The sequence below is a fragment of the Arthrobacter horti genome, assembly GCF_030731045.1.
GTDB lineage: Bacteria > Actinomycetota > Actinomycetes > Actinomycetales > Micrococcaceae > Arthrobacter_E > Arthrobacter_E nanjingensis.
In genome coordinates this window covers 1-21,776 of sequence record NZ_JAVALS010000019.1, presented here as the reverse complement: position 1 = coordinate 21,776, position 21,776 = coordinate 1, and the positions used below count along the sequence as shown (strand labels likewise).

25 protein-coding genes are annotated in these 21,776 nt (G+C 68.2%); 21 read left to right on the top strand and 4 right to left on the bottom strand.

Going from position 1 to position 21,776, the window contains the following annotated elements; genetic code table 11:
• Positions 1-726 carry a helix-turn-helix transcriptional regulator gene (locus Q9R02_RS15750; protein ID WP_305997657.1) on the top strand — a complete coding sequence of 242 codons (726 nt, stop codon included), beginning with the start codon at positions 1-3 and terminating at the stop codon, positions 724-726.
• On the opposite strand, the gene Q9R02_RS15745 is transcribed toward Q9R02_RS15750, so the two are convergent.
• A complete protein-coding gene (locus Q9R02_RS15745) occupies positions 681-1,286 on the bottom strand; it encodes a dihydrofolate reductase family protein (RefSeq protein ID WP_305997656.1) in 606 nt (201 codons plus the stop codon). The genes Q9R02_RS15750 and Q9R02_RS15745 overlap by 46 nt on opposite strands.
• 264 nt (positions 1,287-1,550) lie before the next feature.
• Positions 1,551-2,063, bottom strand: a complete 513-nt coding sequence (locus Q9R02_RS15740; protein WP_305997655.1) for a methylated-DNA--[protein]-cysteine S-methyltransferase — start codon at positions 2,061-2,063, stop codon at positions 1,551-1,553.
• A gap of 231 nt (positions 2,064-2,294) precedes the next feature.
• Between Q9R02_RS15740 and Q9R02_RS15735 the strand changes: the two genes are divergently transcribed.
• The 11 genes from Q9R02_RS15735 (at position 2,295) to Q9R02_RS15685 (ending at position 8,663) form a co-directional block, all read left to right on the top strand.
• Entirely contained in the window at positions 2,295-2,639 is a 345-nt protein-coding gene (locus Q9R02_RS15735; RefSeq protein WP_305997654.1) for a hypothetical protein, read from the top strand.
• 92 nt (positions 2,640-2,731) lie between these two features.
• Complete coding sequence (locus tag Q9R02_RS15730; protein ID WP_305997653.1) at positions 2,732-3,244, top strand: methylated-DNA--[protein]-cysteine S-methyltransferase; 513 nt, start codon at positions 2,732-2,734, stop codon at positions 3,242-3,244.
• 51 nt (positions 3,245-3,295) lie between these two features.
• On the top strand, positions 3,296-3,787 hold the full coding sequence (locus Q9R02_RS15725; protein ID WP_305997652.1) for an RNA polymerase sigma factor: 492 nt from the start codon (positions 3,296-3,298) through the stop codon (positions 3,785-3,787).
• The gene (locus tag Q9R02_RS15720) at positions 3,784-4,398 is read left to right on the top strand and encodes a methylated-DNA--[protein]-cysteine S-methyltransferase (RefSeq protein WP_305997651.1); all 615 of its coding nucleotides are present in this window, start codon (positions 3,784-3,786) and stop codon (positions 4,396-4,398) included. The genes Q9R02_RS15725 and Q9R02_RS15720 overlap by 4 nt, the downstream gene beginning before the upstream one ends.
• The gene (locus tag Q9R02_RS15715; protein ID WP_305997650.1) at positions 4,395-5,126 is read left to right on the top strand and encodes a 2OG-Fe(II) oxygenase; all 732 of its coding nucleotides are present in this window, start codon (positions 4,395-4,397) and stop codon (positions 5,124-5,126) included. Before Q9R02_RS15720 ends, Q9R02_RS15715 begins: the two co-directional genes overlap by 4 nt.
• 13 nt (positions 5,127-5,139) lie before the next feature.
• Positions 5,140-5,427 carry an Ada metal-binding domain-containing protein gene (locus tag Q9R02_RS15710; protein WP_305997649.1) on the top strand — a complete coding sequence of 96 codons (288 nt, stop codon included), beginning with the start codon at positions 5,140-5,142 and terminating at the stop codon, positions 5,425-5,427.
• Positions 5,424-5,942, top strand: coding sequence for a hypothetical protein (locus Q9R02_RS15705; RefSeq protein WP_305997648.1), 519 nt, complete (start codon positions 5,424-5,426; stop codon positions 5,940-5,942). Before Q9R02_RS15710 ends, Q9R02_RS15705 begins: the two co-directional genes overlap by 4 nt.
• On the top strand, positions 5,939-6,607 hold the full coding sequence (locus tag Q9R02_RS15700; protein ID WP_305997647.1) for an alpha-ketoglutarate-dependent dioxygenase AlkB family protein: 669 nt from the start codon (positions 5,939-5,941) through the stop codon (positions 6,605-6,607). Before Q9R02_RS15705 ends, Q9R02_RS15700 begins: the two co-directional genes overlap by 4 nt.
• A gap of 18 nt (positions 6,608-6,625) precedes the next feature.
• Positions 6,626-7,237 (top strand): DNA-3-methyladenine glycosylase I, encoded by a 612-nt coding sequence (locus Q9R02_RS15695; protein ID WP_305997646.1) that lies wholly within the window; start codon positions 6,626-6,628, stop codon positions 7,235-7,237.
• Entirely contained in the window at positions 7,234-8,076 is an 843-nt protein-coding gene (locus tag Q9R02_RS15690; RefSeq protein ID WP_305997645.1) for a DNA-3-methyladenine glycosylase family protein, read from the top strand. The genes Q9R02_RS15695 and Q9R02_RS15690 overlap by 4 nt, the downstream gene beginning before the upstream one ends.
• A gap of 137 nt (positions 8,077-8,213) precedes the next feature.
• Positions 8,214-8,663, top strand: coding sequence for an ester cyclase (locus Q9R02_RS15685; protein ID WP_305997644.1), 450 nt, complete (start codon positions 8,214-8,216; stop codon positions 8,661-8,663).
• A gap of 202 nt (positions 8,664-8,865) precedes the next feature.
• Here the strand turns inward: Q9R02_RS15685 and Q9R02_RS15680 are convergent, their stop codons facing one another.
• Together Q9R02_RS15680 and Q9R02_RS15675 are read right to left on the bottom strand one after the other, a co-directional pair.
• On the bottom strand, positions 8,866-9,360 hold the full coding sequence (locus Q9R02_RS15680; protein WP_305997643.1) for a GNAT family N-acetyltransferase: 495 nt from the start codon (positions 9,358-9,360) through the stop codon (positions 8,866-8,868).
• A 29-nt stretch (positions 9,361-9,389) separates the two neighbouring features.
• On the bottom strand, positions 9,390-11,288 hold the full coding sequence (locus Q9R02_RS15675) for an FAD/NAD(P)-binding protein (RefSeq protein WP_305997642.1): 1,899 nt from the start codon (positions 11,286-11,288) through the stop codon (positions 9,390-9,392).
• Between the two features lie 263 nt (positions 11,289-11,551).
• Between Q9R02_RS15675 and Q9R02_RS15670 the strand changes: the two genes are divergently transcribed.
• The 9 genes from Q9R02_RS15670 (at position 11,552) to Q9R02_RS15630 (ending at position 21,326) form a co-directional block, all read left to right on the top strand.
• On the top strand, positions 11,552-12,592 hold the full coding sequence (locus tag Q9R02_RS15670; protein ID WP_305997641.1) for an amino acid ABC transporter permease: 1,041 nt from the start codon (positions 11,552-11,554) through the stop codon (positions 12,590-12,592).
• Positions 12,589-13,383 (top strand): amino acid ABC transporter ATP-binding protein, encoded by a 795-nt coding sequence (locus Q9R02_RS15665; protein WP_305997640.1) that lies wholly within the window; start codon positions 12,589-12,591, stop codon positions 13,381-13,383. Before Q9R02_RS15670 ends, Q9R02_RS15665 begins: the two co-directional genes overlap by 4 nt.
• 7 nt (positions 13,384-13,390) lie before the next feature.
• A complete protein-coding gene (locus Q9R02_RS15660; protein ID WP_305997639.1) occupies positions 13,391-14,407 on the top strand; it encodes a transporter substrate-binding domain-containing protein in 1,017 nt (338 codons plus the stop codon).
• Positions 14,404-15,513, top strand: coding sequence for an LLM class flavin-dependent oxidoreductase (locus Q9R02_RS15655; RefSeq protein ID WP_305997638.1), 1,110 nt, complete (start codon positions 14,404-14,406; stop codon positions 15,511-15,513). Before Q9R02_RS15660 ends, Q9R02_RS15655 begins: the two co-directional genes overlap by 4 nt.
• Positions 15,497-16,342, top strand: coding sequence for a DUF1684 domain-containing protein (locus Q9R02_RS15650; RefSeq protein WP_305997637.1), 846 nt, complete (start codon positions 15,497-15,499; stop codon positions 16,340-16,342). The genes Q9R02_RS15655 and Q9R02_RS15650 overlap by 17 nt, the downstream gene beginning before the upstream one ends.
• Positions 16,339-17,367, top strand: coding sequence for an LLM class flavin-dependent oxidoreductase (locus Q9R02_RS15645; RefSeq protein WP_305997636.1), 1,029 nt, complete (start codon positions 16,339-16,341; stop codon positions 17,365-17,367). The genes Q9R02_RS15650 and Q9R02_RS15645 overlap by 4 nt, the downstream gene beginning before the upstream one ends.
• Positions 17,364-18,635 carry an LLM class flavin-dependent oxidoreductase gene (locus Q9R02_RS15640; RefSeq protein WP_305997635.1) on the top strand — a complete coding sequence of 424 codons (1,272 nt, stop codon included), beginning with the start codon at positions 17,364-17,366 and terminating at the stop codon, positions 18,633-18,635. Before Q9R02_RS15645 ends, Q9R02_RS15640 begins: the two co-directional genes overlap by 4 nt.
• 284 nt (positions 18,636-18,919) lie before the next feature.
• Positions 18,920-19,651 carry a glycoside hydrolase family 25 domain-containing protein gene (locus tag Q9R02_RS15635; protein WP_305997677.1) on the top strand — a complete coding sequence of 244 codons (732 nt, stop codon included), beginning with the start codon at positions 18,920-18,922 and terminating at the stop codon, positions 19,649-19,651.
• Between the two features lie 109 nt (positions 19,652-19,760).
• Complete coding sequence (locus Q9R02_RS15630) at positions 19,761-21,326, top strand: HNH endonuclease signature motif containing protein (RefSeq protein ID WP_305997634.1); 1,566 nt, start codon at positions 19,761-19,763, stop codon at positions 21,324-21,326.
• Positions 21,327-21,776 lie beyond the last annotated feature (450 nt).

Below are 21,776 nucleotides of genomic sequence, written 5' to 3'. Positions count from 1 at the left end.
ATGGACAGCAGCCGTCATCCAGACCCCGTGGGCGCCATCGGCGCCCTCGGGGATCCCACGCGCCGCGCGGTATATGACTTCCTGCGCCGCCGCGGCGGCGAATGCAGCAAGGCCGACGTCGCCGACGGCCTGGGTCTGGCGCCCAGCACGGCGGCCTTCCACCTGGAGCGTCTCGCCGAGGAGGGTCTGCTGGTGCACGTCTTCCGCCGGCTGAACGAGCGCCGCGGCCCGGGCGCCGGCCGCCCGGCGAAGCTCTACCGCGTGGCCGATGCCGAGATCCTGGCGAGCGTGCCGGAGCGCCGCTACGAGCTCGCCGGGGAACTCATGGCCGCCGCCATCGACAAGGCCGGCTCGAGCGGAAGCGGCATCGGGCAGGCGCTGGGGCAGGTGGGTGCCCAGGCGGGCAGGAACGCCTGGGAGCACGCCGCCGCCGTCGCGGCGGGCGCAGCTCAGGCGGCCGACGTCGACGCCGTCCTCAGCCGTCACGGCTACGAGCCGGTGGCCTGCGCGGATGGTTCGACGGAACTGCGCAATTGCCCGTTCCACCGCCTGGCCCAGGTCCACCCGGATACCATCTGCGGTCTCAACCAGGCATACCTCTCGGGCCTTCTGGAGCATGATCCGGAGAAGGCAGCCGTCCTGGACCCAGGGCCCGGACGGTGCTGCGTGAGGATCCTGCCTCAGGACATGACGCCGACGCCGGGGACCCCCTCCTCCAGAGCGTAGCGCTGCATCACGACGCCCTTCGGCGAGGTGGCCGCGGGTTCAAGGAGCCGGAGGTTGCTCGGCACGGTGCCGCCGGCGAACACCTTCTTCCCCGTGCCCAGCAGGATCGGGTACACCCAGAGGTTCAGACGGTCGAAGAGCTTCTCCGTCAGCAGGGTCTGCACGAAGTCCAGGCTGCCGATCACGTGGACGTTCTCATGCCGGGTGCGCAGATCCTGGACGGCGGCCGGGATGTCCGCGCCGAGCCAGGACGTGCCCGCCCACTGCGGGTCCGGGTCCTGGCGGGACGCCACGTACTTCGGGATGCGGTTGAACAGGTCAGCGATGTACCCGTCCTGATGCGGCCAGTAGCCGGCGAAGATGTCGTAGGTGCGCCGCCCCAGCAGGAGGGCGTCCATGCCGTCCATGCCGCCGACGATCCACGTCCCGCTCTCCTCGTCCGTGAGCGGTGCCTGCCAGCCGCCGAAGGCGAAGCTGTCCGACGGATCCTCCTCCGGCCCGCCCGGCGCCTGCGCCACGCCGTCGAGCGTGCTGAAGAGGTCGATCTGGATGAGTCCCATGCCATGCTCCCTCGCTGTGGCCCGTCAGCATTTCCGGCGGGATCACTTCGAGCGTGGCACAGGCCCGGGAGCGGGGCAATGGCGGGCCTACACCGATCGGCATGCGCTCCGTCCGTCCTGGCAATCCTGTCCGGTGCGCGTCTGCCGGGCAGCAGCATCTTCGTCGCTGAGCCTGCGGCTGGGTGTTACTTAGCAGATGCCGACACAGGGGCCGTGAACCGATGATGAGACCAGAGTCCGGCTCCTCAGAACGGGTGGCACTTTTCAGAAGAGCCGGGTGGCTCGGATGCTTGCAGGTTCCTCGAGATCGAGCAGGAATTGCTTGCGCTTCAAGCCGCCGCCGAATCCTGTGAGCTTGCCGCCCGCGCCGAGCACTCGATGGCAGGGGATGACGATACTGACCGGGTTGCGGCCCACTGCCTGCCCTACCGACTGTGCCAACACCTTGTCTCCGAGGGCGATCGCGACGTCGCCGTAGGTGATCGTGGTGCCGTGCGGGATCTGACGCAGCTGCGCCCAGACACGTTCCTGGAAAGGGTCCCCGCTGGTGACTGCTGGGATATCGAAGTCGTGTCGGGTGCCGGCAAAGTACTCACCAAGCTCGCGCTCAGCCTGCGCGAGCGCGGGATCTTCGGAGGCTCTTACGAGAGGCCCCTGCGCCGACGCTGGCGGGGTGTACCTGTATCCCTGGAAGTAGAGCCCCGTCAGCGCGTCGCCGTCGGCGACCAGCAACAGCGCGTCCACCGGCGTCTCGACGATCGCGTGCCGACGATTCATGCTTGCCTCCTATTCATAGATCGATCATTGCGGGTCCAATGAGAAGACGGAAGGTGGCTCGAAACGTGAGACTCGATTTCCGTCGCCCGGGGGGCGAGTCTGCCGCATCGATGTCGCAGACGGGAAAGCCTGAAGCGTCTCACGGAATCTCCATGTGCGGCGTCTACGGCTCGGATGCCGCCCTTCCGACGAGCAGGAGGCGCGGTGAATCTGAGAATGAGGAGAGCAACTGTGCCGGATCGTTTGGGTGTCATCGCTGGAGCATTCTCAACGATTGTCTTCATCGCTTCGACGCTGCCGATGGTTGCGAAGGCCATACGCACTCGTGACCTGTCGTCATACAGTATCGGCAATCTGATACTCGGCAACGCGGGAAATCTGCTCTACAGCGTCTATGTGCTGAGCCTTCCCTTCGGCCCGGCGTGGGCCTTACACGGATTCAATACCGCCGTCAGTGTGACGATGCTTGTGCTGTGGTTCCGGTATCGCACCGTTCCGCGGACGCACGTCGCGATACCGGAGGGCCGTACACGTTCAGAAGTCACGTCTGTTCTGTCAGGTGCGCCTTCAATCTGAGCCCGAGCCGCGCCGTCGCACGGGATCTTTCCTGCATCTCACGTTTTGATGGCCCGGGTCGTCTTCAGAGCACAAGGACGAAAGGAAGAGTCATGAGCACGCGACATATCACCGCCGATACGACGCTCGGCGAGCTCACGATCGTTGCCACCGATGATGCGATCACCGGGTTGTACTTTCTTGATCACATTCGCCGGCCTGCACAAGAGACCTTCGGTCCGGAGGTCAGTGGCGACTCCGACGAACTGCTTGCCAGGGCATCGAGGCAGCTGAGCGAATACCTGACCCGGTCGCGGCGTGTCTTCGATCTCCCTTTCTCTGTGGAGGGTGATGCGTTCCAGCGTGCGGTCTGGGACATTGTGGCGGAGATCCCGTTCGGTGAGACGACCACGTACGGTGCCATCGCGGAACGCATCGGTGACAGGGCCCTTGCGCAATCAGTCGGCCAGGCCGTCGGCACGAATCCGCTGTGTATCTTCGTTCCGTGTCATCGTGTACTCGGTGCCAATGGCAAGCTCACCGGATACGCCGGTGGATTGACGCGCAAGCAGGCCCTGCTGGAACTGGAGAATCCCGCCTTGGTCAATTTCTTCTTTGTGTCCTGAAATCGTGGACCTCACGATATTCCCCTCTGGCCCGTCTTCGAAGGGATGAACATGAAACAGCCGTTCGAATCAGTGGTCACACTCCACAGCGCCACCGTGCTGCGTGTCTGCCGATCCCTCCTGGGGGTTCATGATGCTGATGATGCGTGGTCGGAGACGTTTCTCGCTGCGATGCGTGCCTACCCGGATTTGCCGGACACGGCCAACGTCGAGGCGTGGCTCGTGACCATCGCACGCCGGAAGGCGATCGATCTGCATCGTGCCGCCAAACGGAACCCGCTGCCGGTCGAAGAGCTCCCAGAGGCCCCGACAGCACTGGGGATTCCTGGGATGGACGACACCGATCTCTGGCGAACCGTTGGGCAGCTACCGCGGAAACAGCGACAGGCGATCACCTTCCGCTACCTTGCAGGAATGTCGCATGCGGAAATCGCAGCGGTCCTCGGCGGAACCGTTGACGCGGCCCGAAGAGCCTCAGCCGATGGACTGAAGAACCTCAGAAAAAGTTATCCGGGCGCGAGTACGAAAGGAGCCCGATCATGAATGACATCCGAAACGATGACACCATCACAGCCCTGGCGGCGCCCATCAACCCCGACAAGCTCGCTGAGTTGCACCGCCGGCTGGAGGCCGCAGCGCAGTCTGAAGGGCTCCTCGACGTCGCCTATCGCATCGTCGACAGCCCGGTCGGCAGACTCCTGCTCGCCGCCACTCCGAAGGGCCTGATCCGGGTCGCGTTCGCCAATGAGGACCACGACCGTGTGCTGGAGACCTTGGCCGCTAAGGTCAGTCCGCGGGTGTTGCGGTCTCCGAGACGGCTCGATACCGCGGCGCGCGAACTCGACGAGTACTTCCAGCACCAACGGAAGACCTTTGATCTCGATCTCGACTTGTCGCTGTCGAAGGGATTCCGTCAGCTCGTGCAGCAGCACCTCCCCGAGATCAGCTATGGACAGACCCGCAGTTATAAGGAGATGGCAGAGATGGTCGGGAATCCGAAAGCCGTCCGCGCGGTCGGGACTGCCTGTGCGACCAACCCGCTGCCCGTCGTCGTCCCCTGCCACCGGGTGCTCCGCACGGATGGCACCCTTGGAGGTTATATCGGCGGACTCGACGCGAAGACCACCCTGCTTGAACTGGAGAAAGCAGCATGAACGCGAAGAGGAAGATCCAGGACCCGTGGCGTGACCGCGTGGCCTCGGCCGACTGGACCGCTGTGACCGACGAGGTGAACGAGTACGGCGGGGCCCTGCTGCCGCAGCTGCTCACCTCGGAGGAGACTGTTGAGTTCCGGCAGATGTACGGCAACGACGAGTTGTTCCGCAGCACGATCAACATGGGCCGGCATCGCTTCGGCGAGGGTGAGTACCGCTACTTCAATGCCCCGTATCCGGAGGCGATCGAGCGGCTGAAGCAGGCGCTGTATCCGCGGCTTTTGCCGATCGCCCGGGACTGGTGGACCAAGCTCGGCCGTGAGGCGATCTGGCCCGACACGCTCGACGAATGGCTGGACATGTGCCACGAGGCCGGGCAGATCAAGTCGACGGCGATCCTGCTGAAGTATGGCAAGAAGGACTGGAACGCCCTGCACCGAGACCTCTACGGGGACCTCGTGTTTCCTCTCCAGGTCGTGATCAATCTCAACGAGCCCGGCGTCGACCACACCGGCGGTGAATTCCTGCTCCTGGAGCAACGTCCGCGGGCCCAGTCCCGTGGCACGGCGACGCTGCTGCCTCACGGGCACGGGTACGTGTTCACCACCCGCGACCGGCCAGTCGAGTCCAAGCGGGGCTGGTCGGCGGCGCCGGTGCGGCATGGGGTGTCCGCGATCCGCTCCGGGGAACGGCACACCCTCGCTCTCGTCTTCCACGACGCCGCATGAGCCTGCAGACACGATGAGCACCACGAAAAGCTACACGCTCACCGGCCCCGATGGCCGGCCCTACGCCTCCCCGGTCAAGGGTGCGTGGGGCGGCCACCGCGGCGGCAAGATCTACGGCCGCCTCGACTGTGCCGCCGCTCTGCGCGCGATCGCCAGAGGTGGCTACGTGAAAAACCGGGTCTTCTTCCTCAACGAGGCCACGGCCCTCGCAGCCGGGTACCGCCCCTGCGGTACCTGCTGCACGCCGAAGTATCGGGCATGGAAGGCTGCGACGGAGCGGGGTGAGTCATGGACGCCTTGAACAGCCCACTGTTGAGAGGCTCGGCCGTTCCGCTGGCGGGTGAGGAGATCCCGATCATCGGGGCCGAGGTCCGTTCCCTGGTGACGATGGCACTCTCGCGCGGTGCCACCTCGGTCACGATCGGATCAGGAAGGGACCTGATCACGCGCGCCTCCGCCCGCACCATTGCGGATGCCTGGAGCACCTCCGGGCACGGCGTTGCCGTCACGATCGATTGGCCTGAGACGGCCGCATCTTGGCTACGGCCGGCGAATCGCTTCGCCGCCGCCAGCACGGACCTGTGGATCATGCTGGGACCTCCGCTCGGCTGGGCTCAGATGACCCGCCGCCTGCTCTGGTCCACACCCTGGAAGCCCTCCCGCACCCTCCTGACCGGAGGAGTCAGCGATCCTCGCGCACTCGAGCTGGTCGGACTCCATAACCTCACCGGCATCGCCGGCACGACACGCGCCGGCTCCGCCTGGCATCTCTCGGCCGACAACCGCATCATCACGACCCCAGAGAGTGGATCATGACTCTGTTCACCCCGGACATGGAACCTGGCGAACGCAGCCGGCCAGGTCCTGGCGCCGTACATATTCCCGGATGGCTGACCTTGGAACAGCAGAGCTGGATCGTCGGGCAGTTCCGCCAATGGAGCACCGGCCCTGTACCGATCCGGGCTGCGAAGGTCCGTGGACATGAAATGTCCGTGCGCACGGTCTGTCTGGGTTGGCATTGGCAGCCGTACAAGTACACGCGCGAAGCCACCGACGTCAATGGTGCGCGAGTGCTCCCATTCCCGGACTGGATGGTCCGGCTCGGCCGCCGCGCACTGCGCGAGTCCGGCTACACGGATGCCGAAGCCGCCGCTTACACTCCGGACACTGCCCTGGCGAACTACTACGACGAGAATGCGCGCATGGGCATGCATCAGGACAAGGACGAACGCTCCTTGGCCCCGATCGTCTCGCTCTCCATCGGAGACGAGTGCACCTTCCGGTTCGGGAATACCGAGAACAGGAACAAGCCCTACACCGACCTGCGTCTCCGCTCCGGGGACCTCTTCGTCTTCGGCAGTGCTTCCCGTCTCGCCTACCACGGTGTCACCCGGGTTCACCCGCTCACCGCCCCCAACGGCTGCGGCCTTGGCACTGGACGAATCAACATCACCATGCGCATGACCGGACTTCAGGGCTGAGGAGGACCGAAATCCGACATGACTGAACTCAACCGCGATCCCGGCGTCGTGATCGGCGACGACGGACTCGCCCGCCCTGCCTGGGCTTCCGTCGATCCGCTGTTGCGCGACTATTACGACAACGAGTGGGGCATGCCCATCACCGACGAACACGGCATCTTCGAGCGCGTGTCGCTGGAGGGCTTCCAGGCCGGCCTGTCCTGGGCGACGATCCTACGCAAACGCCCCGCGTTCCGGGCAGCATTTCACGACTTCAACCCCGACAGGATCGCCGCCTACGGCGAGGAGGACATCGAGCGGCTGCTCGTCGACACCGGCATCGTCCGCAACCGACAGAAGATCCAGGCCACCATTGGCAACGCGCGCGCCACGATCGCGATGCGTGACGACGGCGGCCTGCCGGCGCTGATCTGGTCCTTCCAGCCTCGAGACACTCCCAGGCCACGGCGTTTCGAGGACATCCCGACCACCTCCCCGGAATCCGTCGCGCTCTCCAAGGAACTCCGCCGGCGCGGCTTCGCATTCGTCGGGCCGACCACCATGTACGCCCTGATGGAGGCGATCGGGATCATCGATACTCATTTGGTCGACTCCCATCGCCGTGGCAGCTCCGGCATCTGGACCAAATGACCCAGATCAGGCTCACCGCCCTGGGCCCCTTCCATCACAGGGCGGCTCTCGCGATGCTCACCGCTCACGCGATCCCCGGCGCCGAGGAGGTGAAGGGCGCGATCTATCGGCGAGTCCTCGCCGTCGACGACGCCCACGTGCCGGTACGGCTCGCGCTCGATGAGCGAGGCGTGCTGGCCGATCTCGGCCCGACCACGGCGGATCTCGATGTCCTGGTCTCCAGGATCCGCGGCTGGTTCGATCTTGACCGGGATATCCGCATCATCGACCACACCTTCACCGCCGACCCCATCATCGGACCTCTTGTGGACAAGCGGCCCGGTCTTCGGCTCATCGGCTACCCCGACGAGTTCGAAGCAGTGGCCGCGACCGTGATCGGCCAACAGGTTTCACTCGCCACCGCGCGCACTTTCGCAGGCCGATTGGTCGCAGCGTTCGGCGTGCCAGTGCCCAGTTCCGAGCTGTGTGTCTTCCCCGAAGCAAGGACCATCGCGCAACTCACGATCGATGAGATCCGCTCCCGCGTGGGACTGACCGGTGCCCGAGCCAAGACCCTGCACGAAGTCGCGGTCCTATGGGCCGACGGGCCACGGCTGACAGGACTCACAGTCGAAGAAGCACGACGGCTTCTCCTGGCGATCCCCGGGATCGGCCCGTGGACCGCCGACTACCTCCAGGTCCGTGCCTTGCAACACCCCGATACCTTCGCCCCCGGCGACCTCGTTGCCCGCCGGGCACTTGGGCTCGACCAGCACTTGGCCAAGGACCGCTCCCGTGCCTGGGCGCCGCACCGGACCCACGCCCTCCTGCACCTCTGGACGGAGGCCGCATACCTCTGATCCCGACGACGGCCACGACGCACACCCCTGCACCAGGGATTTCTGCAACCCACCTCACGTTTCGCTGACGACCACCGTCTTCCAAATGTCGACGATCACCACCGCTCGCCGACGATCACCGAGACAAGGAGACCACCATGTCACTCGAAGAGAACAAGGCAATCGTCGGCCGCTGGTTCACTGAATTCTGGGGCGAGGACTTCAACCCGGCCATCATTGACGAGCTGGCCGCCCCCGACATCAAGTTCCACTACTCCCTGCATGAACCGATGGTCGGCCGCGACGAAGTCCGCGACTTCGCCACTCGGTTCCGCAAGGCGTTCCCCGACCTCGGTTTCTGGGGCACCGCCGACCTCATTGCCGAAGGCGACTACGTCGTCGGCCAATGGGAAGGCGGCGGCACCCACACAGGAGGTGTGGACTTCACCGATCTGCCCATCGGCTCTGTGCCGGCCGCATCCGGCAAGACAATGCGCTTCACCGGTATGACTGTGCTCAAGGTCGTCGACGGGCTCATCGTTGAAGAAACCGGCCTGGACGACGGCGTGAAGGTCCTTCAGCAGCTCGGAATCATCTCCTCAGAGTAGGAACCGGGTGAGGGGCTGGAGTGCAAAGCGGCCCCTCACCCATCACCTTGAGCCCCCATCGCCGGCAGCCTTGCGGTCAGTGACCCAGTGGAGTACTCCCGGATCGCGAAGGTCCCGTGATCGTGGCCGTACATCTTGGCCTCGCCGGGCCGGGCTCTGCAGTCATTGCCTGCCGAAGAACGCGCCGATGTGTGGCTTGCAGCTAACCAAGCGCCTTCTCGAACGCCAGGTGCCGCAGCTGCTCCGGGTCCGCCTCAAGATCGAAGAGCGGGGTGTACCCGGTGGCCAGGTACAGGCCCTTCGCCTCCGGCTGGCGTGGCCCGGTGGTGAGATAGATGCGCTCATAGCCGCGCTCGCGGGCCGCCTGCTCGAGTTCCACCAGCACCCGGCGCGCCAGGCCCTTGCGGCGATGCGCGGAATGGGTCCAGATCCGCTTGAACTCCGCCGTGCGCTCGTTGTAGCGCCGGAACGCCCCGCCCGCCACGGTCTCCGCACCCTGCTGCAGGATCAGCAGCGCACCGTGGGGCGGCTCGAACTCGCTGGCCGGGTAGCGGGACAGTTCCTCCTGGGCCCCAGCGGCGGAGAAGAAGTCCCCGTACCGCGTGTTGTATTCGACGGCCAGTTCGTCCAGCAGCGGCTTGACGCGCGGGTCGTCCAGGCCGACGTGCACGACGTCGAGGTTCACGGTGTCAGTCATGGAGCGGTCTTTCTGGTGCAGGGACAGTGTCATGCTCGCACCCCGGCGAGTGCGGAGGAAACGCGGACCACGGGCTGGGCCGGCTGCCGGCTCAGAAGCGTCAGGAGTCGCCGTGCGAGGGCGTCGTTCTCGCGGAACGGCGCCGCATTGGTGCGCGGCCTGGCGAACGCCGCCGCGCCCCAGGCCGCCGTCCACGGACCCACCGCGAACAGCGTCTCCCGCGCCGCGCCGTCGGGCCCCAGGATCCGGTGCTGAGCGTCGACGGCCAGCCGGCCCCGCCGCACCTGCCCCAGCCCGCTGCCGCCCAGCTGCCACAGCGCCGGATTGCTGGAACCCCTGACGGTGGGCTGAGGCAGGCGGGCCTCCACGAAGGCGCTCGCGTGCACCACCTCGGCGCTGCCGGGGACCGCGGCCGTGAACGTGCCGCTCGCCTCGTCGGTGCCGACGGACAGGCCCGGCCCCAGGAACCTGACGAACCCGGCGCGGTGCAGCGCCAGCAGTTCCTGCAGACGGTGCGGCGGTGGGCCGGAGTCGACGAAACTGAAGAAACCGTGCCACCACTCGTCGAACGGCGCGGCGGCGTCGCCGAGCGTGACGTAGGCCTGGAGCAGCCCCACGAACAGGGCCGTCTGCTCGCTCCGTTCCGGGTCGCTGCGGAGCCGCAGGTCGTTCTCGATATGCTGCCGCACCGCATCCTCGCGTTCCTCGATCCCGCCGTGCAGCCCGGCCAGCGGGCGGTCCAGCCGTGCGAAGTCCAGGCGGTCCGCGGGATCCGGCAGGAAGTCGGCCAGGAGCCGCTCCGCCTCGGCCGAGGCCCACGTCACCGTGTCCAGGCGGCGCAGGAACGCGTGCCACGGCCCCGAGACACGCTCCGGTGACGCGGCGAACAGCTCAGCGTAGAAATAGTGGGCGGCCTCCTTCTGCACCAGCGGCCAGAGGAGCTCCCGGAAGGCGGCGTCCGGGTGGAGGTCCGCGAGCGAGGTGACGGCCTGGCGGTTCAGGTACCGCGGGCCGGCGGGCAAGGGCCCGCGCAGGGGAGCCTGGGGCTTCGCGTGATACGGAACCCCGCGCCGTGAACCGGCCCAGAGGCGCGGCTCCCGGCCGGACGCGACGTAGTCGAGCCTGCCGCCTTCGGCCGCTTGGAAGCGCCCTCCGCGGCCTTCGAACAGCAGCACCACGAGGTCGATGAACGCCAGCCCCAGCCCCGACACCAGCACATCCTGGCCGGGAAGGATCGCCGAATAGTCCGCGTCGGCAGTGTACGACGCCGGCAGGTACGCACCGCCGTGCCGCTCGGCGAACGCGGCCAGCTCTCGCTCGCGGTCGTCCGGCCGCGCGTCGCTGTGGCCCAGGGCGTAGAGCACGACGGCGGCCTCCAGCACCGTGCCGGAGGCCAGGAGGACGCGATGGGAGGCGCCGCTGTGAGCTGCCTCGCTGTGGTGGCCGTCCTCGCCGGCGTCGTGGACGGAGAGCGCGGTGTCGCGATGCACGGTGACGCGCGCCCGCGGGGCGAGGCGGAGCACCGCCGCGTGCAGGAACCAGCGGGCGTAGGCGCCGAAGAGCCGGCGGCTGGGGAACGAACCCAGCCGGAGGGCTGCGGCCTCCGTGAGCAGCTGCGGGTCCTCGAGCGCCTCCGGGGCCACGGTCCCGGCCCACTCGAGCAGATCCGGGCCCTCGGTCCGCGGGCCTTCGCAATTCACCGTCGCATCGGTGAAAAGGGTGATGTCCTGCGCTTGGGAGTTGAGCAGGAGGCCTGGGTACTGCTCGTGCCGCCAGACCCGTCCGGAACCCGGTTCGTGCGGGTCCACCAGGTGGATGTCCACCTCGGAGCGCAGCAGCTCCGGGGCGTTCGCGGCCATCCGCTCCAGCACCCCGGCCACGCGGGGTCCTGCCCCGATCACCACCAGCGACGGACGTGCCTGACTCATGTCTCCTCCTTGGTTCCGGTGCGTGTGGAACCCGACCCTAGGAGCCCCTCCACCCGGGAATCCAGCGGGTCCGTCACCGCCCGACGCCGGGGTTCACGGCCCGTCACGGGGCGTCGTGCGGGGCCGCATATGGAGGCGTGTGACCTGCGGCGACGTGCCGTGAACGAGGGTTTCCGGAGGTGAAGGGACGCCTTGAACCGCCCCGATCGGGGTTCCTAGATTGGCTGCTGATCACCCCTTCCACGGACCTGCGAGGACCTGCCATGAGCGTCATCACCGACACCCCCGTGCTGGACGACGGCACCGAACACAGACTTACCCTCGGCCTGCACACCGGAGCCGTGGACACGGCACCGCCTGACCCGGCCGCGCTTCCGCCGGCCGCCGAACTGCGCGTGGTCAAAGCCCGCCACCCCGGCCGCTGGGTGGGCACCGTGGTGGTGGCACTCCTGCTGGCCGGCGTGGCGTGGTCCCTGGCCACCAACCCGCGCTGGGAGTGGGGCGTGGTGGCGCAGTGGTTCACCGCGCAGTCCGTCCTGACCGGCCTGCTGGAGACGCTGAAGCTGACGGTCATCGCCGGGACGCTGGGATTCCTGCTCGGCTTCCTGCTGGCACTCATGCGGCTCTCCACCTCGCCTCTGCTGGTGGGCGTGGCATGGACCTTCTCCTGGGTGTTCCGTTCCACGCCGCTGCTGGTCCAGCTGCTCCTCTGGTACAACCTGGGGTACCTCTACGAGAAGATCAGTCTGGGCATCCCGTTCACCGATGTCCGCTTCTTCGAGGCCTCCACCACCACGCTCATCAGCCAGTTCGCCGCCGCGGTGCTGGGCCTCAGCCTCAACCAGGCCGCCTACTCGGCGGAGATCATCCGGGGCGGCATCCTCTCCGTGGACGCCGGACAGCTCGAAGCCGCCGCGGCCCTCGGCATCCCGGCCTGGCGGCGTAACACCCGGATCGTGCTCCCGCAGGCCATGCGAGCCATCCTGCCGAACGCGTTCAACGAGGTGATCGGCCTGGTCAAGGGCACCTCCGTGGTCTACGTCCTGGCGTACTCCGAGCTCTTCTACACCGTGCAGGTCATCTACAACCGCACCCAGCAGGTTCTGCCGCTGCTCCTGGTGGCCACCCTCTGGTACGTGGTCATCACCTCGGTCCTGAGCATCGCCCAGTACTACATCGAACGGCACTTCTCCCGCGGCTCCGTCCGCACCCTCCCGCTCACCCCGTGGCAGAGGCTCCGGGCCAATCTCGGCCCGCGCCGCGCCGTCGTCGCACCTCCTTCTGAAAGGACACCGGAAGCATGAGCACCGCCACCCTTCCCGCCCGCGTGGACATCGTGGACGCCCGCAAGAGCTTCGGCACCCTGGAAGTTCTGAAGGGCGTGAACCTCACCGTGAAACCCGGCGAGGTGACCGTGATCGTGGGCCCGTCCGGCTCCGGCAAGTCCACGCTCCTGCGGGCCATCAACCACCTGGAGGCGCTCAGCGCCGGCTACATCGCGGTGGACGGCGAACCCGTGGGGTATCGGCTCCGCGGTGGGAAGCTCCACGAGCGCCGGGAGAAGGACATTCTCGCCACGCGTACCGGGATCGGCTTCGTCTTCCAGAACTTCAACCTCTTCCCGCACCTGACCGTGCTGGAGAACGTGGTGGAGGCGCCGCTGGTGGCGCAGCGGCGGAACCGCCAGGAGGTCACGGCCAAGGCGCTGGAGCTCCTGGACCGCGTGGGCCTGGCAGACAAGGCCGGCGTGTATCCGAGGCAGCTCTCCGGCGGCCAGCAGCAGCGCGTGGCGATCGCCCGGGCGCTGGCGCTGGAGCCGCGGATCGTGCTCTTCGACGAGCCGACCTCGGCCCTGGACCCGGAGCTGGTGGGGGAGGTCCTGGACGTCGTCCGGGACCTGGCCAGCACCGGGACCACCCTGGTGGTGGTCACGCATGAGATGGGGTTCGCCCGTGACGTCGCGGACACCGTGGTCTTCATGGACCAGGGCCGGGTGGTCGAGTCCGGCCCGCCGGCCCAGCTCTTCGGCAATCCCCGCGAGGAACGCACCAGGACGTCCCTCTCCAAAGTCATCGAACCCGCCTTCAACATCTGAGGAACCCATGCAGCACAGCACCCGCACCCTCGCCTCCCGGGCAGTGACAGCGTTCGCGCTGGCCGCCGTCGTGATCCCGTCCCTGGCCGCCTGCTCCGACCCCGGGGCCAACGCGGCAGGGGCGAGCCCCGCCGCCGCCCGCAACGGCATCACCTACAACACCTCCCCGGAGCAGCACCGCATCCGGGACCAGAAGGACCCGGCCGCCGCCGCGAAGGTCCCCGCCGCCATCGCGAAGGACGGCAAGCTGACCGTCGCCACGAGCGCCGGATCCATCCCGCTCTCCTTCCACGCCACGGATGACAAAACCCCCGTGGGCAGCGAGCTGGACATCGCCCAGCTCGTGGCGGACAAGCTCGGCCTGGAGCTGGACGTCAAGGTCACCTCCTGGGAGAGCTGGCCGCTGAAGACCCAGTCCGGCGAGGTGGAGACCGTGATCTCCAACGTCGGCATCAACGCGGACCGGGTGAAGCTCTTCGACTTCGCCGGCTACCGGGCCGCGTTCATGGGCTTCGAAGCCCGGACGGACTCGACACTGCAAGTCAACGGCGCGGATGACGTGTCCGGCAAGAAGATCTCCGTGGGTTCCGGCACCAATCAGGAGAAGATCCTGCTGGCCTGGAACAAGGAGCTGGAGGCCAAGGGCAAGGCCCCCGCCCGGCTGGAGTACTACGCCAATGAGGCGGACACCATCCTGGCGCTCTCCTCCGGGCGCACGGATCTGAACCTGGGCCCGTACCCGTCCGCCGTGTACCGGGCCAACACCCGCAATGACCTGAAGGTGGTGGGCAAGGTTAACGCCGGCTGGCCCAGCACCACTCTGGTGGCCGCCGTGACCCAGCGCGGCAACGGCCTGGCCGCAGCGCTGTCCGCGGCGATCGACTCCGCCATCCAGGACGGCAGCTATGCCAAGGTCCTGGAGCGCTGGGGCCTGTCCGAGGAGGCCGTGCCGTCCTCCCAGGTGGTGACCGCGGAGAACTTCGCGGCGTACAAGGACGCGGCTTCCAAGGCGGTGGCGAAGTGAAATTCCAGGTCCTGGACATCATTCCGCACCTCAAGAACCCGTTCACGGGCGAGATCGTCTCCACCGCGGACCGGCTCGCCCAGGTGGTGGAGACCGCCCAGCGGGCCGAGGAACTCGGCTTCGACTCCTTCTCCGTCGGCGAGCGGCACGCGGGGGAGTTCATCTCCTCCTCGCCCACCACGGTGCTCGCCGCGATCGCCGCCGTCACCAGCCGGATCCGCCTGCAGAGCGGGGTCACGGTGCTTTCGGTGCTGGACCCGGTGCGCGTCGCCGAGGACTACGCCACCATCGACCAGCTCTCCCGAGGCCGCCTGGAACTGGTGATCGGCAAGGGCAACGAGGTGCTGCAGTACCCGCTCTTCGGCCACTCCCTGGACGACCAGTGGGAGCTGCTGGAGGAGAAGTACGGCCTGTTGCGCCGCCTCTGGCGGGAGGAGGGCCTCACCTGGGAGGGCCGCTTCCGACCCGCGCTCACCGAGCCGACCACGACGACGCCGCGCCCCTACGGAGGTGCGCCGCGCGTCTGGCACGGCTCCGCGACGTCGTTGACCAGTGCCGCGCTCGCCGCACGGCACGGCGACCCGCTGTTCACCGCGAACGCCATCCAGCCGCGGGAGAACTACAAGGCCCTGATCGATCACTACCGCCAGGAGTACGCCCGGCACGGCCACGACCCTCGCCAGGCGTATCTCGGCTCCGGAAGCGGCGCCGGCGGGATCTTCCTGGCGGACACCACGCAGCAGGCCAAGGCCCAGTACGGCCCGGTCTATGAGGCGCTCACCGCGGGCCGGGACGTCCCGGGCAACAACTCGCCGTACCGGGACATCGACCACGCCGTGGCGGAGGGTCCGGCCCTGGTCGGCAGCCCGGAGCAGGTGGTGGACAAGATCCTGTCCTACCACCAGCTCTACGGGCACGATTTGCAGTCCGTTTCACTCCCCACCACCCTTCCGTTCGGCCAGCAGCTCGAACTGCTGGAACGCTTCGCCGCCGAGGTCATCCCCGCCGTGCGCGCGGCCGCACCCACCACCCTCTGGGAGGACGGCGACCCGTACGCCGACCGTCCCGCTGTCACTTCTAGGAGCAACCATGCCCTCGCCCACTGACACTGTTTCCGACCAGCCCACCCAGCTCCAGACGTCCTGGGAGGCCTGGCACGCCGTCCATGAGCAACAGCGCGCCACCGAGCACGGTTTCCTGGCCGTCACCGGCCTGCACTTCCTGGACTCCGAACCGGCCCGGATCCCCGGCATCCCGGGCCTCTGGAACGCCGTTGAGGACACCGTGACCATCACGCTCACGGCCCTGGAACGGCTCGGCTGGGAGGGCCGCGAGCTCAACCCGGACGGCACCGGAAGCACCACGGTCCTGGGCCCGGTCGCCGAGCGCGACGCCCTGTACGTGGACCACGGCCGGGTCCGGATCGAGGTGGCCCGCCGCGGCGGCTTCCTGGTGGTGCGGCCGCGCGACCCGGAGCACCCTCTCCGCACGGAGTACCCGGGGACGCCCGCCTACCCGGCATCGTCCAGTTTCGTGGTCGACGCCCGCGTGGAGTTCTTCGAGTCGCCGCAAGCGGTGACGGTGGGCGCCGTGGTGGAGGGCATCGAGCACGTGTACGAGGCGCCGGCCCGGCTCCACTTCGAACTGGGCGGCCAGGAGCACGTCCTGACCGCTTTCAACGGCCACGCCCCGGGCACCCTGAACGTCCTCTTCACCGATCTGACCAGCGGCAACACCACCTACGCGGCCAATCGCTCCGTGACGGTCACCCCGCGCGAGGACGGCACCGCGGTGCTCGACTTCAACCGCGCGGTCAATCTGCCGTGCGCCTACACGGACTTCGCCACCTGCCCGCTGCCGCCCGCCGGGAACCGGCTGCCGGTGGCCGTGGAAGCCGGGGAGAAGCTGCCTCTGGAACGGCAGGACGCGGCATGAGCGGCTTCCTGATCCTGGACACGGACGACGCGAAAGACCTCAAACACCTGACGCTCGCCGCCGAATCCGCGGGCTTCCACGGGCTCGTCTTCCCCGCGGGAGAAGGCCTCGACCCCGTCCAGCGCGCCGCCTTCGCCGGCCCGCAGACGCATGCGATCGCCTTGATCCCGGAGGTCGACACCGTCTACACCGAGCCGTTCCACGTGGCCACGCAGCTGGCCACCCTCGACTACGCCTCCCGGGGCCGGGGCGGCTGGCTCGTGGTGGCGAGCGACGACGCGCGGGCGGCGGCCGCCGTCGGGCGTCCCGCGGCGGATGAGCGCCGCCGCCGTCTGGAGGCCGCGGCGTCCGTCGAGGCGAACCGCCGGCTCTGGGACTCCTGGGAGGACGACGCCGTGATCAAGGACGTCGCCTCCGGCCGGTACCTGGACGCGGACCGGCTGCACTATGCCGATTTCCGCGCGGATTTCGGGGACGGCGAGGGCTATTCGGTGAAGGGGCCGTCCATCATCCCGCGCCCGCCGCAGGGGCAGCTGCCGGTTCTGGCGCCGTCCGCGCTCGTATCGCTGGACGGACCGCTGTGGCCGGAGGAGGTGGACGCCGTGCTGGTCTCCGCCTCCTCGGTGGACGTTCTGCGTGCGGAACTGGGGCGGCTTCGGGAGGCTTACGGCTTCCGGCAGGATGGTGGTCCGGCGCTCGTCGCAGAGCTGTCCGTGGCGCTCGACGCGCGGGGGCTCCCCGCGAGCACGACTGACACCGCACTCGGGGGAGACGGCGCCCGCTTCACCGGATCCGCCGAGGCGCTCGCCGGCGTCGTCGCGCATCTGCTGGAGCTGGCCGACGGCGTGCGTCTGCGCGCGTCGTCGCTGGTCACCGAGCTGCCGGAGCTGGCGGCCGTGACGCTGCCGCTGCTGCGGGAGCGGGGCGTGCTGCGGCCGCTGCGGGCGGGCAACACCTTCCGCGACATTCTGGGGCTGGGCCGCCCCGCCAACCGCCACACCCTCACGGCAGGAGCACGAGCATGACATACAGCAGCAGCGATTTCCGCCCGAGCGGGCGGATCCAGTTCGGCGTCTTCTTCCAGGGCGTCAACTCCGGGACCGTGTGGAAGATCCCGGAGGCGGGGTCGCAGACGGACTTCGAGTCCTTCCGGCGCCTGGCTCAGACGGCCGAGCGCGGGCTGTTCGCCGCGTTCTTCCTGGGGGAGGGGCTGCGGCTGCGCGAACACCTGGGGCGGGTGCACGAGCTCGACGTCGCGGGGCGGCCGGACGCGCAGACCATGCTGGCCGCGCTGGCCGGGGTCACGGAGAAGATCGGGCTGGTGGCGACGCAGAACACCACGTACAACGACGCGGCGGATCTGGCACGGCGGCTCGCATCGCTGGACCGGCTGAGCGGCGGGCGGGCGGCGTGGAACATCGTGACCACGGACAACGCCTGGACCGGGGAGAACTTCCGCCGCGGCGGGTACCTGGACCACGCGGAGCGGTACACGCATGCGGAGGCGTTCGTGCAGCTCGCGAAGGAATTGTGGCGCGGTGGCGTGGCCGGTTCCGCAGCCAGCCCGCAGCAGCGGCCCGTCCTGTTCCAGGCGGGCGATTCGCCCGAGGGGCGCGACTTCGCCGCCCGGCAGGCGGACGTCATCTTCTCCGCGCACCCCAAGCTGGAGGCGGCGCGGGCGTTCCGGGCGGATCTGATCGACCGGACCGTGGCGGCCGGCCGGCACCCGAACGAGTTGCTGATCTTCCCGGCCAGCGAGTTCATCCTGGCGCCCACGGACGCGGAAGCACGGGAGAAGAAGGAGTGGCTGCGGTCGCTGCAGATCGGGCCGCAGCAGGCGATCGCGTTCCTGGAGCAGTTCTGGGGGAGGAGCCTTGCGGAGTACGACCCGGACGGGCCGCTCCCGGAGATCGATCCGGTGGTGGAGGAGACCAGCGAGACGCGCGGCAGTGGCTTCCACGGGGCCAAGGCACGGCAGCTGGCGGATCAGTGGCGGGCGGAGGCGAAGGACAAAGGACAAAGCATCCGGCAATTCGTGGCCGGGCAGTCCGCGCGGCGGGATGCGAGCTTCGTGGGGTCCTACCAAGCGGTGGCGGATCACCTGGCTGAGTACGCGCGTGACGGCGTGGTGGACGGCTTCAACATCTCGCCGTGGCTCATTCCGACGGGGCTGGATGAGGTGGTGAATCACCTGGTGCCGGCGCTCCAGGAGCGGGGTGTGTACCCGACGGAGTACCGGGGAGGCACGCTGCGGGAGCACCTGGGGCTGGGGGTTCCGGCGGAGGTGGGATGACGGGTGGGGACGGTGCGGGGCCGCTGCGGGCGGGCCTCTTGTGATGGATGCGGGGCGGTTCTACCCTGCGATGAGGAGGGGCGCGGCGCGATCCGTTGCGGTTCAGGCGAGCGGATGCCTTGTGCCCCGCGAAAGGCGGCCCCATGAAGCTGAACCGGTTCATCCGTGCCATCGCTGCGGTGTGCACGGTCATGGTCTGCTGGGCGGCCTGGGCCGCGCCTTCGGCCGGTGCGGCGACGACCGTTCAGACGACGGCTGCCCAGACGACGGCGGCGGTCCGCGCGATGTCGACGGCTGCAGCGGCGCCGCGCCAGGCCGTCGTCGTCGGCAATGACGTCTCCTGGCCGCAATGCGGTAAGACCCTGCCTGGCGGGCAGGCGTTCGCCGTGGTCGGAGTGAACGGCGGCCTGGCCAACAACACCAACCAGTGCCTGGCCGTCGAGCTGAACTGGGCGGCCGGGTCCGTGGGCGGCACGGGCCAGCCGCTCGTGTCGTTGTATGTCAACACCGCGAATCCGGGGACTGCAGGGTCTTGGTGGCCGCAGAGCAACAGTTATGGCGGGGCGGTGGTGGCCAACCCGTACGGGACGTGCGTGGCCGGGTCGACGGGGGCGGCGTGCTCCTACATGTACGGGTACGCCAAGGCGTACGACGACGCGAACAGTCGCGGGGTGACCGGTCCGGGTGCGTACCTGTGGTGGCTGGACGTGGAGACGGGGAACTCCTGGTCTTCCGATACGGCGGCGAACAGGGCTGACCTCGAGGGCATGGCCGCGTATTTCACGGGCATCGGCGCCCGGGTGGGGGTGTACTCCACGACGTACCAGTGGGGGAGGATCGCCGGGACGGTCGCCTCGTCCAGCTCTCTGTACGGTCTTCCGAGCTGGATCCCTGGAGCCAGGAACTTGAGCGGTGCGCGCTCCGCGTGTTCCGGGACGCCTCTGACCAGTGGCGGAAAGGTGGTCATGACGCAGTACGTGTCCGGCGGTTTGGACTACGACTTCTCCTGCGTCTGAGGCGGTGAGCCCGGCAGGTATCGGTGCCTGGTGCAGTGGGCGGTGAAGGTTCTCCACATACGACTCCTGGGCGGAAATTAATGTCACACCCCTCTGGAAGAGTGGGGTCATGGAGGCGGAGAGCAGTACGCGAGAGGACCGGACCGCAGCGGCGGATCCGGAGTCGCTGCTGGCTGGGATGGTCTCCTCCCTGGTGGACATCGACTCGGCGATTGCGAGCCTCCAGGCCCTGCGGGAGTACACCCTGGCAATGGCCTCCCGCCTGGCCGAGGTGATGGCCGACGACGGCGCGGGGTTCGGTTCGCCGTTGGGGGAGCGGGACGGGCTGTTGGACTCCAAAGCGCTGGAGCTGGCCCAGCGTTCGGTCTCGGCCGAACTCGCCACGGCGACCCGGACCAGTGACCGGAGCATCCAGCATCAGATGAGTGCCGCCGTGGAGTTGCTGGACGGCTTTCCGGCCACCTTCCACGCCCTGGGCCAAGGCCGGATCAGCGCCGCGCATGTGCGGGTGATCAAGGAGCATGGTGCCCCGATTGCCGACCCCACGGCGCGGGCCCGGTATGAGGCCGCGGTCCTGGCCGTGGCGGAGGTGCAGGCGCCGGGGCGGGTACGGAGACTCGCGGCCCGGGAAGCCGAGAAAGCCCAACCCGAACCCCTGGCAGTCCGCCACGAGCGGGCCTGTCAGGAACGACGTGTCTGGTTGAATCCGTTGCCGGAGGGGATGGCCGAGCTCGGGGCCGTGCTGCCCGCCACGCTCGCCCATGGGGTGTTCGGACGGTTGACGCACCTGGCCACGACATATGCCGAAGGCCCGGGACGGCAGGACACTGGAAGGCCGGACACCAGCACGGATGCAGACGTGTCGGGTCCAGGCCGTGAGCCACGGACTCGGGATCAGCTCCGCGCCGACCTCCTCTCAGATCTGCTCCTGCACGGCGCCCCGACCGGTCACGACACCCCCGACGGGCTCCTGGCCGGGATCACCGCCCGGGTCGAGGTGACCGTCCCGGTGCTGACCTTGATCGGTGACGAGACTCATGAGCCGGTCGCGGCGGAGCTGAACGGCCGACATCCCATCGACCCGGACACCGCACGTCTCCTGGCCGGTGGTGTGTCCGCGTGGAACCGGGTCCTGACCGACCCGATCACCGGTGCGGTGTTGGCCGTGGACCGGTACCGTCCCAGTGAAGACCTCAAACGGCTCCTGCACGCCCGGGACTCCCGCTGCCGCTTCCCCGGCTGCAACCAACCCGCCGCGGAACTGGACCTGGACCACACCCGGGACGCCGCCCATGGCGGCCCCACCAGCCTGGGCAACCTCGCCGGGCTCTGCCGGCGCCACCACGTCCTGAAACACCAGAGCCGCTGGACCGTCCGGCAAATAGGACTGCCCAACAAGGACGGGGAGAACGACGGCCCCCGTGCCACGATCGCCCAGAGAATGGGCCTCAAAATCGGCAACGGCAACGGCTCACAAACCGGTCCCAGCCACGGCGTCCTCGAGTGGACCAGCCCCACCGGCCGCACACACCTCGACCACCCACCGGCACCGGCAACCCACACCACATCGCCTCGAAGACCATCCGGAGCGGGTTCGAACCACCCAGGAAAACATCCCGGCGGTTCAGAATTCGGCGGTGCGCATCCCGGCGGATCCGACCCACCACCTTTCTGACCGAACGGCGCCGGGGTGGCGGTGTTCAGCCTGGACATCGGGGAGTAGCGTGGCAACCACCATCGCCGGAGCAGTGCTGAGCCGTGCAATGCCCCGCCTTCCATGCCCGCCTGACAGGGCTCGGCCAGGCGCTGCGACCGCGAGATGCCAGGAGGTTGCCCATGTATATGTCGTGGCCAGGGAGAAACTCCCGGTGGCCTCACGACATGGTGCTCCGGGTTGAGGACCATGATCTGTATTTTTTGCGTCTTCTGTTCGCACGGGAGTTCTACGTCCTGGAAACGATGCCGGAGTTGCCCCGCGTGTGGATTCCAGGGGAGCGACTGGCGAGGGTGTCAGATGGTTTGTGTGAGGGGCGGTGCTCCTGATTGATCGGAGACACTGATGACCATGATCGATAAGCAGGCGCGTGAGGCGCGTCGCCGTGAGCAGCGTGCGGGTGTGGAGGCG

Bases quoted from the DNA above. Each gene is read 5' to 3' on its own strand.
- Q9R02_RS15750 (WP_305997657.1), top strand. From the start codon at position 1: ATGGACAGCAGCCGTCATCCAGACCCCGTGGGCGCCATCGGCGCCCTC.
- Q9R02_RS15745 (WP_305997656.1), bottom strand. From the start codon at position 1,286: ATGGGACTCATCCAGATCGACCTCTTCAGCACGCTCGACGGCGTGGCG.
- Q9R02_RS15740 (WP_305997655.1), bottom strand. From the start codon at position 2,063: ATGAATCGTCGGCACGCGATCGTCGAGACGCCGGTGGACGCGCTGTTG.
- Q9R02_RS15730 (WP_305997653.1), top strand. From the start codon at position 2,732: ATGAGCACGCGACATATCACCGCCGATACGACGCTCGGCGAGCTCACG.
- Q9R02_RS15725 (WP_305997652.1), top strand. From the start codon at position 3,296: ATGAAACAGCCGTTCGAATCAGTGGTCACACTCCACAGCGCCACCGTG.
- Q9R02_RS15720 (WP_305997651.1), top strand. From the start codon at position 3,784: ATGAATGACATCCGAAACGATGACACCATCACAGCCCTGGCGGCGCCC.
- Q9R02_RS15715 (WP_305997650.1), top strand. From the start codon at position 4,395: ATGAACGCGAAGAGGAAGATCCAGGACCCGTGGCGTGACCGCGTGGCC.
- Q9R02_RS15710 (WP_305997649.1), top strand. From the start codon at position 5,140: ATGAGCACCACGAAAAGCTACACGCTCACCGGCCCCGATGGCCGGCCC.
- Q9R02_RS15700 (WP_305997647.1), top strand. From the start codon at position 5,939: ATGACTCTGTTCACCCCGGACATGGAACCTGGCGAACGCAGCCGGCCA.
- Q9R02_RS15695 (WP_305997646.1), top strand. From the start codon at position 6,626: ATGACTGAACTCAACCGCGATCCCGGCGTCGTGATCGGCGACGACGGA.
- Q9R02_RS15690 (WP_305997645.1), top strand. From the start codon at position 7,234: ATGACCCAGATCAGGCTCACCGCCCTGGGCCCCTTCCATCACAGGGCG.
- Q9R02_RS15685 (WP_305997644.1), top strand. From the start codon at position 8,214: ATGTCACTCGAAGAGAACAAGGCAATCGTCGGCCGCTGGTTCACTGAA.
- Q9R02_RS15680 (WP_305997643.1), bottom strand. From the start codon at position 9,360: ATGACTGACACCGTGAACCTCGACGTCGTGCACGTCGGCCTGGACGAC.
- Q9R02_RS15675 (WP_305997642.1), bottom strand. From the start codon at position 11,288: ATGAGTCAGGCACGTCCGTCGCTGGTGGTGATCGGGGCAGGACCCCGC.
- Q9R02_RS15670 (WP_305997641.1), top strand. From the start codon at position 11,552: ATGAGCGTCATCACCGACACCCCCGTGCTGGACGACGGCACCGAACAC.
- Q9R02_RS15665 (WP_305997640.1), top strand. From the start codon at position 12,589: ATGAGCACCGCCACCCTTCCCGCCCGCGTGGACATCGTGGACGCCCGC.
- Q9R02_RS15660 (WP_305997639.1), top strand. From the start codon at position 13,391: ATGCAGCACAGCACCCGCACCCTCGCCTCCCGGGCAGTGACAGCGTTC.
- Q9R02_RS15650 (WP_305997637.1), top strand. From the start codon at position 15,497: ATGCCCTCGCCCACTGACACTGTTTCCGACCAGCCCACCCAGCTCCAG.
- Q9R02_RS15645 (WP_305997636.1), top strand. From the start codon at position 16,339: ATGAGCGGCTTCCTGATCCTGGACACGGACGACGCGAAAGACCTCAAA.
- Q9R02_RS15640 (WP_305997635.1), top strand. From the start codon at position 17,364: ATGACATACAGCAGCAGCGATTTCCGCCCGAGCGGGCGGATCCAGTTC.
- Q9R02_RS15635 (WP_305997677.1), top strand. From the start codon at position 18,920: ATGTCGACGGCTGCAGCGGCGCCGCGCCAGGCCGTCGTCGTCGGCAAT.
- Q9R02_RS15630 (WP_305997634.1), top strand. From the start codon at position 19,761: ATGGAGGCGGAGAGCAGTACGCGAGAGGACCGGACCGCAGCGGCGGAT.